Raw genomic sequence first — 14,802 nt, forward strand, 5'->3', positions numbered from 1 at the left:
GGTGGAGTTATGCAATGGGGTGATTGAGAGAAAGACCGGTTTCAGGCGAAAGCCATGTCAAACGGTCTGCATCGAGCTTGAGGCCAATCGCGTCACCGGCCCTGACTGTTTCGCTCGGCGGCAGGATCACGCGCACGGGCTGTTCCGCGACGGTACCCGTCAAGAGCAGATGCGAGCCCATTGGTTCAGCCACGCGCACGTCGAGGCGTAAACCTTCAGCAAGCGGAGCGATCGAAACATTTTCGCCGCGAAGACCAAGCACAATGTCACTGCCTGAATGAGCGGGCACTGTATGACTAATATTGCCGAGTTTTACAGTGCCATTCGTGACCGGCAGCCGGATAAAATTCATCGGCGGGCTGCCCATGAAACCACCAACGAAGCGGCTCGCCGGGTGGCTGTAAATATCGACAGGCGCGCCGACCTGCTCGATGCGGCCATTATACATGACGGCGATACGATCGGAGAGGCCCATGGCCTCGGTCTGATCGTGGGTCACATAGATGGTCGTCGTTCCCGACGCCTGCAGAACGGCTTTCAATTCCGTGCGCATTTCAAGGCGAAGCAGAGCATCGAGGTTTGAAAGCGGCTCGTCCATCAACAGCACTTTCGGCTCGACTGCCAGCGCCCGAGCAACAGCTACGCGCTGGCGCTGGCCGCCGGAAAGCTTGTTCGGATAGCGATCAAGGTAGGGTTCGATATGCAGGAGCTCTGCAGCCTTGCCGACCTGTCTTTTCACCCGCTGTTCATCGGCCCTTTGCATGCGCAGACCGAAGGCTACATTCTCGAACACTGTCATGTGGGGGAAGACCGCATAGTTCTGGAAAACCATGGCCAGACCACGATCCTTCGGTGCCAGCCCATTGATGGGAGTGGCGCCAATCAAAAGTTTGCCTGACGTTTCGGTTTCGAGCCCGGCAATGATCCTCAGCAATGTGGTTTTGCCGCAACCCGACGGTCCCAAAAGAGAAACAAACTCGCCGTCGTGTATTTCGAGCGATATTTCCTTCAATGCCTCGAATGTACCAAAGGTCTTTTTAATGCGATCAATGACGATATTGGCCACGATGGTCGCTCCATTATTTGCTGGAAATACCCCATATTGCGAACAGGTAGCGCCGGACCGCGAATATGAAGATGACGGAGGGAAGGATAAGCAGCAGGCCACCGGCAAAGCGGTAGTGCAGCGGGCTTTCAGCGAGAACGGTCAGAAGATAGGCCGTCAGCGTACGGTGTCGGACTGTCAAAACGGAGGCGGCAAAGACCTCGTTCCAGGAAATGACGAAGGCGAAGACCGCCGTTGCGGCAAGTCCCGGCAGTGCTAGCGGTGCAACAATACGGAAAAAGGCCTGGGGACGCGAACAACCGAACACCCATGCAGCCTCTTCGAGTTCTCGTGGTACACCCATGAAAATGCCCTGCGTGACGAGAGCGGCAAAGGGCAGAGCCAAAACCGTGTGCACCAGCCCGACACCGATGATGGTGTCGTAAAGGCCGATCCGAATGAAGGAGACAGTCAACGGCAGAGCTAGGATGGCGAGTGGAAAAGCCCGGGTCAGAAGCACGAGCAGACGAAAGCTGTCCTTGCCCTTGAAATTGTAGCGGGCGAGCGCATAACCGGCTGGCGCTCCGATCAGAACGGACAGGACAACGGTGACCGCCGCTGCGCCAAGCGAGTTCATGAAAGCGCCGGCCACGCCTTCGGTTTTCAAAAAGAGTAGAAACGGCTCGAAAGAAACACCAGCCGGGAAAACGGTTTTCGGCCATTGATAGACCCCGCCTCGTCCGCCAAAGGCGCCGAGTGCTACCAGATAGATCGGGACGAGAACCCAGGCACAAAGCACCGCGATGCCGCTCCAAAGAAGAACAGACCGGGCCGAACCAAAGCTTGACGGTTGGGAGCTGGTGGTCATGGCAGGCGCTCCGGATCAACCTTGACGGCTTTGAGATACACAAATGTGGCAGCCAGCGAGATGATCATGATCAGCACCGCATAGGCTGCGGCTACGCCATAATTCTGGTTCTGGTTTTGCCAGGTGTAGGCTTCGCCAACAAGCACAGGCATGTTGCTTCCACCCAATGCATAGACCACGGCGAAAACCTCGAATGCGAGAACTGTCCTGAGGATCAATGCGGATTGAAGAGCAGGTTTGATCAAGGGCAATGTGATGCGGAAAAACCGCGTCCAGCGGCCTGCGCCGAAGACTTCAGCCGCTTCGCCAAATTCCTTTGGCACCTGATTGAGACCTGCCACAATGATGACCATGACAATGGCGGTGCCACGCCAGATTTCAGCGACAGCAATAGCAAAAAACAAGGCTATCGGCGTCTGATAGGACAGCCAGTTGGCCGGCCGCTCTATGAGACCAAGAGTGAACAGCATGCTGTTCAGATAGCCACTGTTTTGCAGGATCGACAGCCAGACGAGGCCCGCCGCGAGATCGGAAATGCCAAGTGGAATTGTCCATATCCAGAGAATGGTTTCGCGGCCGGCGCCAACTTTGGCGACCATGGAACCCATTGCCAGGGCAATCATGATCTGGATCGGTACAACCGCAAGTGTCAGCAGGAACGTGTTGCGAATGGCCGAGCGAAAGTTCAAATCCCCCGCCATGGTTTGCAGATTGGCAAGAGAGGGCATGCCGCCTTCGGAAATCGCGAGCCAGATTGTCTGGACCAGCGGCAAAAGAAAGAGCAGCGCGAGAAAGATCACGCAGGGCGCGATCAGCACATAGGGAATCCAGGACTTATCGTTCTGCATGATCAACTTCTCGGGGAGGGTGCACGTCCAATGATATTATTCGACAGGACAGGAACCTTGGCTTGGTGCATCCGGTGCCCAGCAAGGGGCGCCCGTATCACCGATCAGTTTGCTCAGGCTCGCGGCTTGCTGGCTCAAGACATCGGTTACCGGTTCCCCGCGAATGACGATCCGCTGGAATGCATCCATATAGACTTTGTTGAACTCGCCGCCGCGATCCCCAAGACCCACCGGCAACAGTGAAATGACAGCATCCGGTGCCTGCTGCGTTGCCTGCACGCCGGCGGCCAGCATGGCAATGCCTGGTTCAATATCCGCCGGAAGTTTTGCGGCGACCGTTGGAAAGAAGCCAACATTCCTTGCCGTGAGAATTTGCGTTTCCGGTTTGACCAAATGTTCGATGACGCCTTTGGCTCCCGTTTCATCAGGTGCCCCTTGCGGGATTGCCAAGCCAGCCACGACAGGCATGTAGCCGCGTCCCTTCGGGCCAGCCGGAGCAGGGAAGATCACGTACTGGTCCGGCTGTGACGTGACGGCTTCTTTCAGCCGGGCGATATGATCCCAGGCAACCCATACTTCATCGGCAAGCAAGGGCTCCTGCATAAAATTGTAGTTGGTGGAATTGGGATTGACGACAGCCCAGAGCTTTTTGAAGCTTTCCCATCCCTTGGCCGCATCCGCGGATTTGAATGGGCGAACAACACCGCCCGTAAAGGACGGATAGAAATATCCCTGGAAATAGCGCGCCATCAGACCTTTGGGTCCAGCGGGAAAGCCGATACGCGGTTGTCCGGTCTCGGATTGCATCTTCTGACCCCATTCAATGAGCTGATCATAGGTCAATTTGTTGATGTCCGCCCCCGCAGGCAAATACTGGAGTGCCTGTTTGTTGGCCGCCATCACATAAGTGGCCTGCATCCACGGGATATATTGCTGTTTATCCTTACCGAGTTTTCCAAGATCAAGAAGTGCCTTTGGCATGCCCTTGTCGGCAAGTTGCTTAGCCAGATCGTCAAGCGGCACAAAGCCGTCCTTCGACGCAATGGGGGACAACTCGCCATGAAGTGCGCCGACAAGACTGATTGTATGTTTTCCCGCCTGGCGCTCGGCTTCCATGCGCACGGCAAATTGCGGCGGTTCTTCAACGACATATTCCACGGGAGCGGCCAGACCCTTCAGGATCACATTGCGCACGGCCGTTGCCTCTTCAATGGGACGCAGCTGCGTTGATAGAAAAACTGTTTCGGCCTTGGCGACGGTACCAGTCAAAAAGCCAGAGGCCGCGAGCAGCCCGATAAGCAGGGATCGTTTCATTGCTTCTCCTCCATTATTATTCGTGAATGCCTGCGTCATTGTCGGCTAGCCGTTGCGACCGGCAATGACTGGCGCGCGGTATGAATTCGACGGGGTGTATTTCCTGGAGGGATTCCGGCGCCTCGCCATCGATGGCACGCAACAGCAGAGAAGCGATGCGAACGCCAATGTCCTCACCGGTCACGCGCATTGTCGAAAGTGGCGGATCCGTAAAAGCACTCATAGGCAAGTCGTCATGTCCGGTAATACAAACGGTGTTGCCGCCCGCAACTTCACGCAATGCCCGCAACGCGCCGACCGCCATTTCATCGGTTGCGCAAAGAATGGCTGTGGGTTTGACAGGGCCGCTCATCAGCGCCTTTGCAGCGGCATATCCGCCATGCTCGGTGGGTTCGCCTTCAGCCATGAGTTCCGACGCAAGCCCGGCCCGGCGAAGGGCATCCTCCCACCCCAAACGCCGGTGATGGGCGAAGGAAAACTCCTGCGGCCCCGCCACATGCCCGATATGCGTATGGCCATCGGCAATGAAACGCAGTGTGGCATCCCGAAAGCCGGAGAAGCCGTCACCGTCAAGAAATGCATGCGGTTTCGTCGATTCCGTCCGGCCGTGCGTGACAAACGGGACGCCCCGTGACTGAAGCAATTCCACGCGCTCATCATGGCGCCTGGTACGTACAAGCAGCATGGCATCGACCCGCTGTCCGTCGATGAAGCGCCGACACATTTCGAGTTCACTCTGCCCGCGCGGGACAGGTGCAATGACAAGGTTGAGCCCTGAAATGGCCAGATGCTCCGCACAGGCGGAAAGCATATCGAGGAAATGTGGTGGTCCGATATGACCTGGGGCAGTTGGAAGCGTGACTGCGACAAGTTCAGCGCGTTGCCGCCGCAGACGCCGCGCTGAAGCATTCGGCTGATATCCCGTTTTGGCCACGGCTTCGAGCACGCGCGCCTTTGTCTTGGCCGAGACGTCAGAATAACCGTCAAGCGCCCGCGATACCGTGGTGATGGATAGGCCGAGCGATTGCGCAAGTTGTTTCAGATTGGACATGCCCCCTCCCAGAAGTGTGCGGTATAGTTTTCCAAAACGTTTTGGATGTCAATTATCAATACAGAAAATAAAGAATGGGCCTGATTTTGAATCGTAGGGATGTGAGGAACAATGTACTGAAACCCGCACTAGCGGCTTCGATGTGCCAAAAAGAAAGTCGGTAACACCATCGGGACAGAAAAGGCGCCCGTTCTCGGAGTTAAATCAGCGGCTTTTATGATAGACTCGGAAGTGATTTCATTTCCGAAACAAATATCTCATGCGGGAAAACCAGTCCGACGTGGATTTTCTGCTACAAGCCGTTGAGTGGTGAAATTAAGCACAACCATGGGGGGATTTCATGCCGACGCTTTATTCCATCAAACCAGCTTTTCAGAACCTGCTCCGCCCCCTGGCTGCTGGACTCGTTTCCGCTGGCGCCACCGCAAATCAGGTGACCGTCGCCGCAACAATCATCTCGATTGCAGCGGGTGCATTGATTGCGGTTTTCCCGCAGAATGCGTTGCTTTTCTGGCTATTGCCGTTGGTGCTTTTTGTTCGCATGGCACTCAATGCCATTGATGGAATGATGGCTCGTGAATTCGAACAGGCATCGAAACTCGGCGCGTATCTGAATGAGCTTGGCGATATCGTTTCGGATGTGGCCTTGATCCTTCCATTCGCATTTGTTGCACCGTTTGCCACTGCAGGGGTGGTTGCTTTTGCCGTCACAGCAATGATTGCCGAATATGCGGGCGTGCTCGGGGTCATGACCGGCGGCGGGCGTGGTTATGACGGGCCGTTCGGGAAAAGCGACCGCGCATTGGCTCTCGGCATCATTGCCGCGCTTGTCGGTAGTGGCATCATCCTGCCCTCATGGTTCGGCTGGGTTTTCCCCCTCATGGCCGTGCTATCCGTTGTCACCGCCGTGAACCGTGTTCGCGCGGGCCTACGCCGCGCCAATTCCTGAAAATTAATTCTGCTTCCGGAGCAAGCCTATGTCGACTGATCCATCCTCCAATCCTGCGGCATCAGATGCAGTAGAGGAAAGTAGCTTCCCCACCGACGACGGGACCGAACTTTTCTATCGTAAATGGCCGGCCAGATCGGGAAAGCCGAGAGGTGCAATTATTCTTCTGCATCGTGGTCACGAACATGGTGGGCGCGTAGCACATCTGGTTGAGGAACTTGGCCTTGGTGATTTCACATTCTATGCCTGGGATGCCCGCGGCCATGGCCGTTCACCGGGCGAACGCGGCTATTCCCCATCCTTTGCAGCGTCGGTGCGCGATCTCGACAGTTTCGTAAAGCACATATGCAAAACCGGCGGTTTTGCCATCGAGGACATCGCGGTTATCGCCCAGTCGGTGGGTGCCGTGCTCGCGGCAACGTGGGTCCATGACTATGCGCCGCGTATCCGGGCGCTTGTGCTGGCTTCTCCGGCTTTCAGTGTGAAACTCTATGTTCCATTCGCGCGTGAAGGCATCTGGCTCTGGCAGAAATTGAAAGGACAATTCTTCGTCAATTCCTACGTCAAGGCCAAGTTTCTGACCCATGATCCCGCGCGCATCGTGTCGTTCGACAATGACCCGTTGGTCACGCGGGCCATCGCATCGAATATACTGCTCGATCTTTATACGAACGCTGAGCGGGTGGTTGCGGATGCCCGCGCGATCATCGTACCGACGCAGTTGCTTATCTCCGGCAGTGACTGGGTGGTCCGGCACGGGCCACAGCATCGCTTCTATGAAAATCTGGCCCACCCCCTCAAAGAGCGCCACGTGCTCAAGGGATTTTACCATGATACTCTTGGCGAGAAAGAGCGTGCAATTGCCGTGGCACATGCGCGCCGGTTCATTCTTGCATGCTTCGACACAGAACTGGAGCCACTGGATGTAACGAATGCCCATCAAACGGGCTTTACCCGCGATGAACAGGACAGGCTGTCATCCCCGCACGATCTGCTTTCCTTGAAAGGTCTCTATTGGGCGATCTACCGCTCGTCCATCCGCTTCAGTGCATTGTTCTCGAAGGGACTGAAAACAGGCGTCGAGACCGGTTTCGACTCCGGCTCAACCCTCGACTACGTCTATGAGAACGAACCAAGAGGAATGGGACCGGGCGGCAGGCTTATCGACAAACAATTCCTGAATGCGATCGGCTGGCGGGGCATTCGTCAGCGCAAGCTGCATCTGCAAGAGCTTATCGGCTTCGCCCTGACAAGACTCAAGGATGCCGGCCACACGACACATATTCTCGATATCGCAGCCGGTCATGGCCGTTATGTCCTCGATGCGATTGCCAAATCCGCAGTCAAGCCGACAAGCGTCCGGCTGCAGGACTATGCGCCAATCAATGTTGGTGCCGGACGCAAATCCATCGCCGAGAGAGGCATCCAGGATATAGCGAGCTTTCATCAGGCGGATGCTTTCGATGCCGCAGAACTGGCTGCAATCCAACCCGCGCCCGATCTTGCGATTGTATCTGGCCTTTATGAACTCTTTCCCGACAACGCGCTTATCAAGCGCTCGCTTGGCGGGCTAGCAACGTCGATGCAATCCGGCAGTATGCTGATCTACACCAACCAGCCGTGGCATCCGCAACTGGAAATGATTGCACGAGCGCTCACCTCGCACCGTGGCGGCGAAGCATGGGTCATGCGGCGCCGGACGCAGGCTGAAATGGATCAGCTAGTTGCGGCAGCGGGTTTCAGGAAAATCGACCAGCTTGTCGATGAATGGGGCATATTCACTGTTTCCATCGCTGAACGCACATGACTGAAAACACCGTCGCACCGATTGGACAATGGCGCTTGAACCGGGCCGTCGCAAAACGTGCGCTGATCTGGCTCATCTGCCTCGCACCATTGTTCTACGCGACCTATGGGACAGCCAATTGGCTTGCCTCGCAGCGGGAGAACGTTCCAAATATTACCTTTGCCTGGGAACAAGCCATTCCCTTCATTGCCTGGACCATTTTCCCCTATTGGTCGATCAACCTGTTCTACGGACTTTCCTTGTTCTTTAACGATACAACCGCTGAGGTCGATCGCCTGGCGAAGCGTTACCTGACAGCACAGATCATCGCGGTTACCTGCTTCATCGCGTTTCCCCTGACCGTCATCTTCCACAAGCCGTCGACCAGCGGTGCGTCAGGCTTCCTGTTCGATATGCTGGGTGGCTTCGACAAGCCCTTCAACCAGGCGCCCTCCCTACATATCGCTCTCCTGGTGATTATCTGGACGCATTGGCGCGTTCGTCTGTCAGGCATTGTTCTTTGGATCTGGCATCTCTGGTGTGCGTTGATCGGTATTTCCGTTCTCACGACCTATCAGCATCATTTTATCGATATCCCCACCGGTCTGCTTTTGGGTCTTTTTGCTCTCTGGCTCTTCCCGGCACACATGCCCTCACCCGTGGCCGCATTCCGCTTGACCGATGATCCCAAGGCACGGCGCATTGGCACCTATTATGCAATGGCCAGTCTGATCTTCTTGCTTGCAACGATTATCGGAACGCCGACATCCGCGGCCTTCCTGTTTTTCCTGTGGCCGGCGCTGGCCCTCCTGCTCGTATCAATCGGCTATTTCGGTGCGGGCCCCGCCGTCTTTCAGAAGTGCACTGACGGCACGCTTTCCCTCGCCAGCACATGGCTGTTGGCCCCTTGCCGCCTTGGTGCCATTGTCAACAGCCGCATCTGGACACGCCAGCTCCCGCCCTCTGTTGCCATTGGCAAGAACGTGCATTTGGGGCGGCTGCCGCGAGTATGTGAACTGTCGAAATTCATAACCGTGATTGACCTGACCGCCGAACTTGCAAAGCCTTCCGGCGTGGAGATTGCGTGGCGGTCATTCCCGGTGCTTGATCTCGTTTCGCCTCAACACGACGAATTGCGCATAGCGGCCGACGCCATCGAACTTGCCCGGTGCAAGGGCCCCGTTCTCGTTTGCTGTGTGCTTGGATTCCAGCGCAGTGCAGCAGCAATTGCCGTTTGGCTTTTGCAATATGGCAATGTCAAAACCGCAGCCGAAGCAATCAGGGTAATCGAAGCCGGGGGCAGGCGTATTCATCTGGCAGAAGACATGGTGTCTTTTGCACAAGAGGTGAAACAACCATGAATGAACGGGCCGCTGCACTCGCCGACCGATTGCACGCCAAGGTAACGGCCATCGCGTCATGGCTGTAACAAACTGCCTCTTGTTGAAACTGCATCTTGCTTTTGCATTTTTTCTTGTTCTATTCGCTGTAATTACAACCTATGGGTTGTGGGGGCGCATATGAATGCAAGAGAAACGTTAAGGCGAATTTCCGCCATGGTGCTTGCCGGATTGGCTCGCGGCATTACGGGCGTGCGCCCGATCTGGCAGGGATGCGCGCCTTCGGACCGGCAGCGCATTTTCTTTGCGAACCATTGCAGTCATGGCGATTTTATTCTGCTTTCCTCCAGCCTGCCGCCACGCGAGCGGCAGCGCACACGTGCCGTTGCTGGTGCCGATTATTGGAAGCGCAATAAATTGCGGAACATTCTCGCCAAGGACTTGCTGAACACCGTGCTGGTTGACCGCAATTGGGTCGAGCGTTCGGAGGATCCAATGGTCGTCATGCTCGATGCATTGCAGGAAGGAAGCTCACTCATTGTCTTTCCCGAAGGCACGCGCAACATGACCGAGGAACCATTACTGCGCTTTCGCTCCGGTCTCTACAATCTCGCCCTGGCCCGGCCGGATGTGGAGCTTGTTCCCTGCTGGATCGAGAATATGTCACGCGTCTTGCCGAAAGGCACCTTCCTGCCAGTCCCGCTCCTGTGCCGCGTCGTCTTTGGCTCGCCAATCGCACTTGAACCAAATGAAGACCGGAAAGAGTTTCTTCAAAGGGCGCGCCAATCTCTGCTCGATCTTTCGCCGGAACATCAGAAAGCGCTCAATCATGGCTGAAACGGTCTGGCTCTTTCTCGGCCTGCTCGGTGTGCTAACGCTCGCCAGTGCCGTTGCAACAATGCTCACCTGGAAAAGCCGGCGCACGGCGGAGGTCTTGCCATCAACGCTCGTGAACCTCAATTCACGCATAAAGGCGTGGTGGATCATGATCGGCGGCATTTCCGTCGCTTTTCTCTTCGGTAAAAATGGCGTCATTTTCCTGTTCGCTTTTGTCTCCTTTGCTTCGCTGCGCGAATATGTGACCCTTACCCATACGCGGCGCGGCGATCATCGTATTCTCATCGGCATGTTCCTCGTCATCATTCCTATCCAATATTACCTTCTCTGGATTGAATGGTATGGGCTCTATTCCATCTTTGTGCCGGTCTACTGCTTTCTTGCCATGCCCGCCTTGACGGCAATTTCGGGCGATACGGAGCGCTTTCTCGAGCGCGTGAGCGAACAGCAATGGGGCATCATGCTGTCGGTCTATTGCATCAGCCATGTCCCTGCCCTGCTCACGCTTTCCATCCCCGGCTTTCAGGGCAAGGGATTGCTTTTGATCGCATTTCTGATCGCGACCGTTCAGGGAAGTGATGTGCTGCAATATGTGTTCGGCAAGCTTTTCGGCAAACACAAGGTTGCACCGAAAATCTCCCCCTCCAAAACCTGGGAAGGTCTGATCGGCGGCATTGTCAGCGCATCTTTGCTCGGTGCAGCGCTGACGTGGTTGACACCGTTCAGCGTCCTGCAAGCCGGGCTCATGGCGGGGCTTGCCTGCATTATGGGATTTTTCGGCGGGCTCGTTGCTTCGGCGATCAAGCGCGACCGCGGCGTCAAGGATTGGGGCCACATGATCGAGGGGCATGGCGGCATGCTCGACCGGGCGGACAGCTTGATTTTCGCCGCACCGGTCTTCTTTCATATCGTTCGCTATTTCTGGACAGCCTGAAGTAAACCCGCCGGCACGAGATCAAGCGGCAAATGGCTGGATCGCTGATAGCCTCGCCGGGTCGGGTTGCACTTCGACCATAACCTTTTAGCCCAACTGCACCCAATTTATGCCTTCGAGCACATAGGGAGCGAACAGGAAGTCGCGGATCTCGACAATCCGGCTATCCGACCAGCCGATCAGGACAAAATGCGCAGGTCTGTCCATCGGCCCGGTGCTGTCGAAGACGAGCATGGCCGGCTGCCCTTCAACCGCACCGAAGGCGAACCGCCATTTCGTCTCTTCCGCATAGCGCGTGAAATAAAGGCCAATCTTGTCACGCCCTTTCCACTCGAGCCGGTTCACCAGATCGAGTTTGACGTCATCGGCAAGCATGGCCCGGATTGCATCGAAATCGCCGCTTCGAAACAGATGGACATACGCTGTGATCTTCCGCCGGTCCGGATCGGACATCAGCGGCAGTCGGGTGTCTTCAGGCGCCTGCGCGAGTTGCCGCAACGCTACACGCCCGCGTTGAAGCGCCGATTTGGCCGCGGCCGGTGTGCTGCCGGCGATCGCCGCGATCTCTTCGACCGAGTGGCCAAGGACGTCCTTGAGAATCACGGCGCAGCGCTGAAGTTCGGGCAGTCGCAGAAACGTTTGAAAGCCGACCGCGACGATATCCGACTCGGGCATCGTCGCATCTGCCAGATCTTCTGTGAGCGAAACAACGTTGCTGCGGGAGCGTTGGCGCAGGAAATCCAAACTCGTATTGTGGGCGATACGGAACAGCCAGGCTTCGAGATTTTCGACAATCGTGCCTTCCGCGCGCGCCCGCAGGGCCTTGATCAGGGTATCTTGCAGCACATCCTCACCGTCCACGCTCGAACCGGTCATACGCGCGCAGTAGCGGTGAAGCCGTGGCCGCAGCGCTTTCAGCCGATCCTCGAATTCGTCCGTATTCATGTGTCGAGACCTATAGTGCTTCCACTCTGTTCCGCCAGGGCTTGGATACCAGTATCACGGCTGGGTTCAAACCTCTCTGTTGTCAAAGAGGAACATTTGAACGCCCGAGTCATCCGGCGCAAAAATCCGCCTATCCTCCCCGGCTGCCCGTCCCTCCGCGCTTGCAAACGCCCTTTCGATCGCCGCTAGGTCGTCGAAATACAACGTTCCAATCCGATGGATATCAGGGGTTCCCAACGGTGTCGCGATGGGACCGTCGCTGACCTCGTATTTCCGGAGACCCGGAATCTTCTTGGCGAGAGGCACGTGGATATCGAAGTAATGTCGATCAAATGCCTCTACGTCCTTTGGTGTCCGGTAAATCACGACCATCCGGGCCATTGCGGTTCTCCTTTGTAAATTGTGTGGCACAAACTTACTTGTGTGTTCACCCTCACCGGACTTCGCTCAACACCGCCGAGCCCATGACCGAGTCCAAACTCGCCAACTCGATGATCTTCGGGAAATAGGCTTGCATGTGCGGATCGCTGCGCATTGCCTCAACGGCTGCCGGGTTCTCCCACTCGGAGTAAATGACGACGCCGGCGCCGTCCTTTGCCGCGATCAGCCGGGTTGTCTTCCATCCGGGGAGCATGCGGACCACCGTATCGATGTTCTGCTTCAAGAGCGCTATCAGCGCCTCCTGCTTCCCGGGTTTGACCTTCAGCAGATTGATCAAAATGACGGATTCGTCGGACATGGCATATCTCCTTCTGTTTCGGATACGGCAAGGACGATCCGAGGGATTAAAACGGATCGCGGCGCAGAAGATTTTTCGGTTATCTGTCGAAAGAGCGTGCCTTGCCGAGTTTTACGACGCCAGTTGCAATGATCCGACACAGCCAGGTATCTTTGACACAGGGCATCCAGATACCACGCGCAGTCATCATTTCTTTCAGGTCACGCAAAACTCAGAGAACGCTTCACTCGCTATCCAGGATGTAACGCCTCGAGACCCACAATCATGAGCAGCGGATCGCCGTTACGCGCGCGCCCAGCCCGTCGGGAGTTCCGCGTCGCGGTTGACGCCGACAGGCGTCAGTCAATTGCTGCGAGCCCAACAGTTCAAAGCCAATATGCTTATCGCAAATTTCAGCCTATCGATTTTTGGCGTCCGGAACCTGCTTGAGGTACTGGTGAATGGCTTGAACCACGACTGATCCTTCCCCTACCCCTGACGCCACCCGCTTTACCGATCCCGCCCGAACATCGCCAACGGCGAATACGCCAGGAGCCGAGGTTTCAAAGGGAGAGCCGCTGGTCAAAACCCCGGCCATGAGTCCAGTCTCAATAAACCCGGACTTGTCCAGCTTAACACAGCCATTGAGCCATTCCGTGTTTGGTGCAGCTCCAATCATCATAAAGATATTCGAGATATTTTTGGTTTCGCTCTGTCCAGTCATACGATTGGTCCAGGTTACCGTGTTCAGGTATCTGTCACCGTCGATAGCGGTGATTTCAGTGTGAGCGTGCATTGAAATGCGCTGTGATTTTTCGATGCGTTGAATCAGATAGTCCGACATTGTCTCCTTCAAACCCTGCCCCCGGACCAGAATGTGCAAATGTTTGACCCATTGCGACAGGAACATCGCCGCCTGACCGGCCGAATTGCCGCCGCCGACAACAATGACCTCCTGTTCCCGACACAACTGCGCTTCCATTGCCGTGGCCGCGTAGTGAATGCCTTGCCCTTCAAACCGCTCGTAGTTCAACAGGTCCGGCTTGCGGTAACGGGCTCCGGTGGCAACGACCATTGCCCGCGCGGAGACGGTTTGTCCGTCATCGAGGAGGACGCGGTAAGGCGACCTGTCGCAATCGACGGAGACAGCCATGCGGGAAATGGCCAGGCGCGCGCCGAACTTCTGGGCCTGAACCTGCGCGCGGCCTGCCAGAGCCTGCCCGGATATACCAGTCGGGAAACCGAGATAATTCTCTATCTTCGAGCTTGTTCCTGCTTGCCCGCCTGGAGCCACCCCTTCGATCACGATCGTTTTCAATCCTTCCGATGCGGCGTAGACTGCCGAGGCGAGGCCGGCCGGTCCGGCACCGACAACCATGACGTCGTAAACCTCGGCCGGATCAATGATTTCTGTCAGCCCCAGCACATCCGCCAGTTGGCCGGTTGTCGGATTCTGCAAGACCGCTTTCCCTGGCGGAACGATAACAGGTAGCGACAACGCACAGATTTTCAACGCAGTGACCATTTCCTTCGCCTCGGGATCGACGTCGGAATCGACCAACCGGTGGGGATAACCGTTACGCGTCAGAAAGCGCTGCAATCTCAGTGTGTCAGCAGCGTGGCTCGGCCCAATCAGCACAACGCCTGCCTGACCGTGTTTGATAAAGCCGACGCGGCGCAAAATAAGTGCGCGGGTGATGATTTCACCGATATCCGGCTCCGCCGACATCATCCGCAGGAACGAATCCCGCTCAACGCGGATAAGATGCGAATCCTCAGCCGCCCTCGCCGTCACCAAATTCTCCCGACTATTGAACAGGTCGAGTTCTCCGGTGAATTCCCGCTCTCCCTGCAGAGCCAGGACCCGGCTAGAGCCATCGCCGCTGAGATCAAGTATCTCAATGGAGCCAGACTTTATCAGAAAGAAATCCGTCTGGCGTTCGCCGCGGCTGAACAGAACCGTACCCTTGGTGACTAAGGTCTCGGATCCGAACGCAGAAACGCGCTCCATCATGCCCTTGTCGAGCTGCGGAAAAGTTTGTGTCCGGCGGGCGTAGGGATCGCTCGCATCAGCTGAGACGTTATCGCTCAATTCCACCTGGTTCATTCCGGCGCACTCTCATTCGTGATCCGATTCTGACATTTGCATCCCCTTGATACAAGCCAT

14 protein-coding genes are annotated in these 14,802 nt (G+C 56.3%); 5 read left to right on the forward strand and 9 right to left on the reverse strand.

Annotated features, from left to right (window positions below; translation table 11 throughout):
- Window positions 1-7 precede the first annotated feature (7 nt).
- The 5 genes from ACP7B1_RS13545 to ACP7B1_RS13565 are packed head-to-tail and all read right to left on the reverse strand — an operon-like array spanning window position 8 to window position 5,126.
- Window positions 8-1,066, reverse strand: a complete 1,059-nt coding sequence (locus ACP7B1_RS13545; protein WP_346306864.1) for an ABC transporter ATP-binding protein — start codon at window positions 1,064-1,066, stop codon at window positions 8-10.
- 13 nt (window positions 1,067-1,079) lie between these two features.
- Window positions 1,080-1,913 carry a carbohydrate ABC transporter permease gene (locus tag ACP7B1_RS13550; protein ID WP_346306853.1) on the reverse strand — a complete coding sequence of 278 codons (834 nt, stop codon included), beginning with the start codon at window positions 1,911-1,913 and terminating at the stop codon, window positions 1,080-1,082.
- Entirely contained in the window at window positions 1,910-2,761 is an 852-nt protein-coding gene (locus ACP7B1_RS13555; RefSeq protein WP_346306852.1) for a carbohydrate ABC transporter permease, read from the reverse strand. Before ACP7B1_RS13555 ends, ACP7B1_RS13550 begins: the two co-directional genes overlap by 4 nt.
- A 36-nt stretch (window positions 2,762-2,797) precedes the next feature.
- A complete protein-coding gene (locus tag ACP7B1_RS13560) occupies window positions 2,798-4,075 on the reverse strand; it encodes an ABC transporter substrate-binding protein (protein WP_346306851.1) in 1,278 nt (425 codons plus the stop codon).
- Between the two features lie 16 nt (window positions 4,076-4,091).
- The gene (locus ACP7B1_RS13565; RefSeq protein WP_346306850.1) at window positions 4,092-5,126 is read right to left on the reverse strand and encodes a LacI family DNA-binding transcriptional regulator; all 1,035 of its coding nucleotides are present in this window, start codon (window positions 5,124-5,126) and stop codon (window positions 4,092-4,094) included.
- A 340-nt stretch (window positions 5,127-5,466) separates the two neighbouring features.
- Here ACP7B1_RS13565 and ACP7B1_RS13570 point away from each other — a divergent pair, with 340 nt between their 5' ends.
- From ACP7B1_RS13570 to ACP7B1_RS13590, 5 genes are all read left to right on the forward strand, one after another.
- Entirely contained in the window at window positions 5,467-6,075 is a 609-nt protein-coding gene (locus ACP7B1_RS13570) for a CDP-alcohol phosphatidyltransferase family protein (RefSeq protein WP_346306849.1), read from the forward strand.
- Between the two features lie 28 nt (window positions 6,076-6,103).
- Window positions 6,104-7,882, forward strand: a complete 1,779-nt coding sequence (locus tag ACP7B1_RS13575) for a bifunctional alpha/beta hydrolase/class I SAM-dependent methyltransferase (protein ID WP_426136968.1) — start codon at window positions 6,104-6,106, stop codon at window positions 7,880-7,882.
- Window positions 7,879-9,222: a phosphatase PAP2/dual specificity phosphatase family protein gene (locus tag ACP7B1_RS13580; protein WP_346306847.1), complete on the forward strand. Its 1,344-nt coding sequence runs from the start codon at window positions 7,879-7,881 to the stop codon at window positions 9,220-9,222. The genes ACP7B1_RS13575 and ACP7B1_RS13580 overlap by 4 nt, the downstream gene beginning before the upstream one ends.
- Before the next feature lie 159 nt (window positions 9,223-9,381).
- The gene (locus ACP7B1_RS13585; RefSeq protein ID WP_346306846.1) at window positions 9,382-10,038 is read left to right on the forward strand and encodes a lysophospholipid acyltransferase family protein; all 657 of its coding nucleotides are present in this window, start codon (window positions 9,382-9,384) and stop codon (window positions 10,036-10,038) included.
- On the forward strand, window positions 10,031-10,972 hold the full coding sequence (locus ACP7B1_RS13590; protein WP_346306845.1) for a phosphatidate cytidylyltransferase: 942 nt from the start codon (window positions 10,031-10,033) through the stop codon (window positions 10,970-10,972). The genes ACP7B1_RS13585 and ACP7B1_RS13590 overlap by 8 nt, the downstream gene beginning before the upstream one ends.
- A gap of 87 nt (window positions 10,973-11,059) precedes the next feature.
- Here ACP7B1_RS13590 and ACP7B1_RS13595 read toward each other — a convergent pair whose 3' ends face one another.
- The 4 genes from ACP7B1_RS13595 to ACP7B1_RS13610 form a co-directional block, all read right to left on the reverse strand.
- The gene (locus tag ACP7B1_RS13595) at window positions 11,060-11,917 is read right to left on the reverse strand and encodes a sigma-70 family RNA polymerase sigma factor (protein WP_346306844.1); all 858 of its coding nucleotides are present in this window, start codon (window positions 11,915-11,917) and stop codon (window positions 11,060-11,062) included.
- A gap of 66 nt (window positions 11,918-11,983) precedes the next feature.
- Entirely contained in the window at window positions 11,984-12,298 is a 315-nt protein-coding gene (locus tag ACP7B1_RS13600) for an EthD family reductase (RefSeq protein WP_223614489.1), read from the reverse strand.
- Window positions 12,299-12,350: 52 nt separating this feature from the next.
- Entirely contained in the window at window positions 12,351-12,656 is a 306-nt protein-coding gene (locus tag ACP7B1_RS13605; protein ID WP_223614490.1) for a putative quinol monooxygenase, read from the reverse strand.
- Window positions 12,657-13,053: 397 nt separating this feature from the next.
- Window positions 13,054-14,742 carry an FAD-dependent oxidoreductase gene (locus tag ACP7B1_RS13610; protein WP_346306843.1) on the reverse strand — a complete coding sequence of 563 codons (1,689 nt, stop codon included), beginning with the start codon at window positions 14,740-14,742 and terminating at the stop codon, window positions 13,054-13,056.
- Window positions 14,743-14,802 lie beyond the last annotated feature (60 nt).

It is taken from the genome of Phyllobacterium sp. SL163, assembly GCF_049896885.1.
In the GTDB taxonomy this organism is placed as follows: Bacteria; Pseudomonadota; Alphaproteobacteria; order Rhizobiales; family Rhizobiaceae; genus Phyllobacterium; species Phyllobacterium calauticae.

Coding starts and splice junctions, on each gene's coding strand:
- ACP7B1_RS13610 (WP_346306843.1), bottom strand. CDS start 14,742: ATGAACCAGGTGGAATTGAGCGATAACGTCTCAGCTGATGCGAGCGAT.
- ACP7B1_RS13605 (WP_223614490.1), bottom strand. CDS start 12,656: ATGTCCGACGAATCCGTCATTTTGATCAATCTGCTGAAGGTCAAACCC.
- ACP7B1_RS13595 (WP_346306844.1), bottom strand. CDS start 11,917: ATGAATACGGACGAATTCGAGGATCGGCTGAAAGCGCTGCGGCCACGG.
- ACP7B1_RS13600 (WP_223614489.1), bottom strand. CDS start 12,298: ATGGCCCGGATGGTCGTGATTTACCGGACACCAAAGGACGTAGAGGCA.
- ACP7B1_RS13560 (WP_346306851.1), bottom strand. CDS start 4,075: ATGAAACGATCCCTGCTTATCGGGCTGCTCGCGGCCTCTGGCTTTTTG.
- ACP7B1_RS13575 (WP_426136968.1), top strand. CDS start 6,104: ATGTCGACTGATCCATCCTCCAATCCTGCGGCATCAGATGCAGTAGAG.
- ACP7B1_RS13550 (WP_346306853.1), bottom strand. CDS start 1,913: ATGACCACCAGCTCCCAACCGTCAAGCTTTGGTTCGGCCCGGTCTGTT.
- ACP7B1_RS13565 (WP_346306850.1), bottom strand. CDS start 5,126: ATGTCCAATCTGAAACAACTTGCGCAATCGCTCGGCCTATCCATCACC.
- ACP7B1_RS13585 (WP_346306846.1), top strand. CDS start 9,382: ATGAATGCAAGAGAAACGTTAAGGCGAATTTCCGCCATGGTGCTTGCC.
- ACP7B1_RS13580 (WP_346306847.1), top strand. CDS start 7,879: ATGACTGAAAACACCGTCGCACCGATTGGACAATGGCGCTTGAACCGG.
- ACP7B1_RS13555 (WP_346306852.1), bottom strand. CDS start 2,761: ATGCAGAACGATAAGTCCTGGATTCCCTATGTGCTGATCGCGCCCTGC.
- ACP7B1_RS13570 (WP_346306849.1), top strand. CDS start 5,467: ATGCCGACGCTTTATTCCATCAAACCAGCTTTTCAGAACCTGCTCCGC.
- ACP7B1_RS13590 (WP_346306845.1), top strand. CDS start 10,031: ATGGCTGAAACGGTCTGGCTCTTTCTCGGCCTGCTCGGTGTGCTAACG.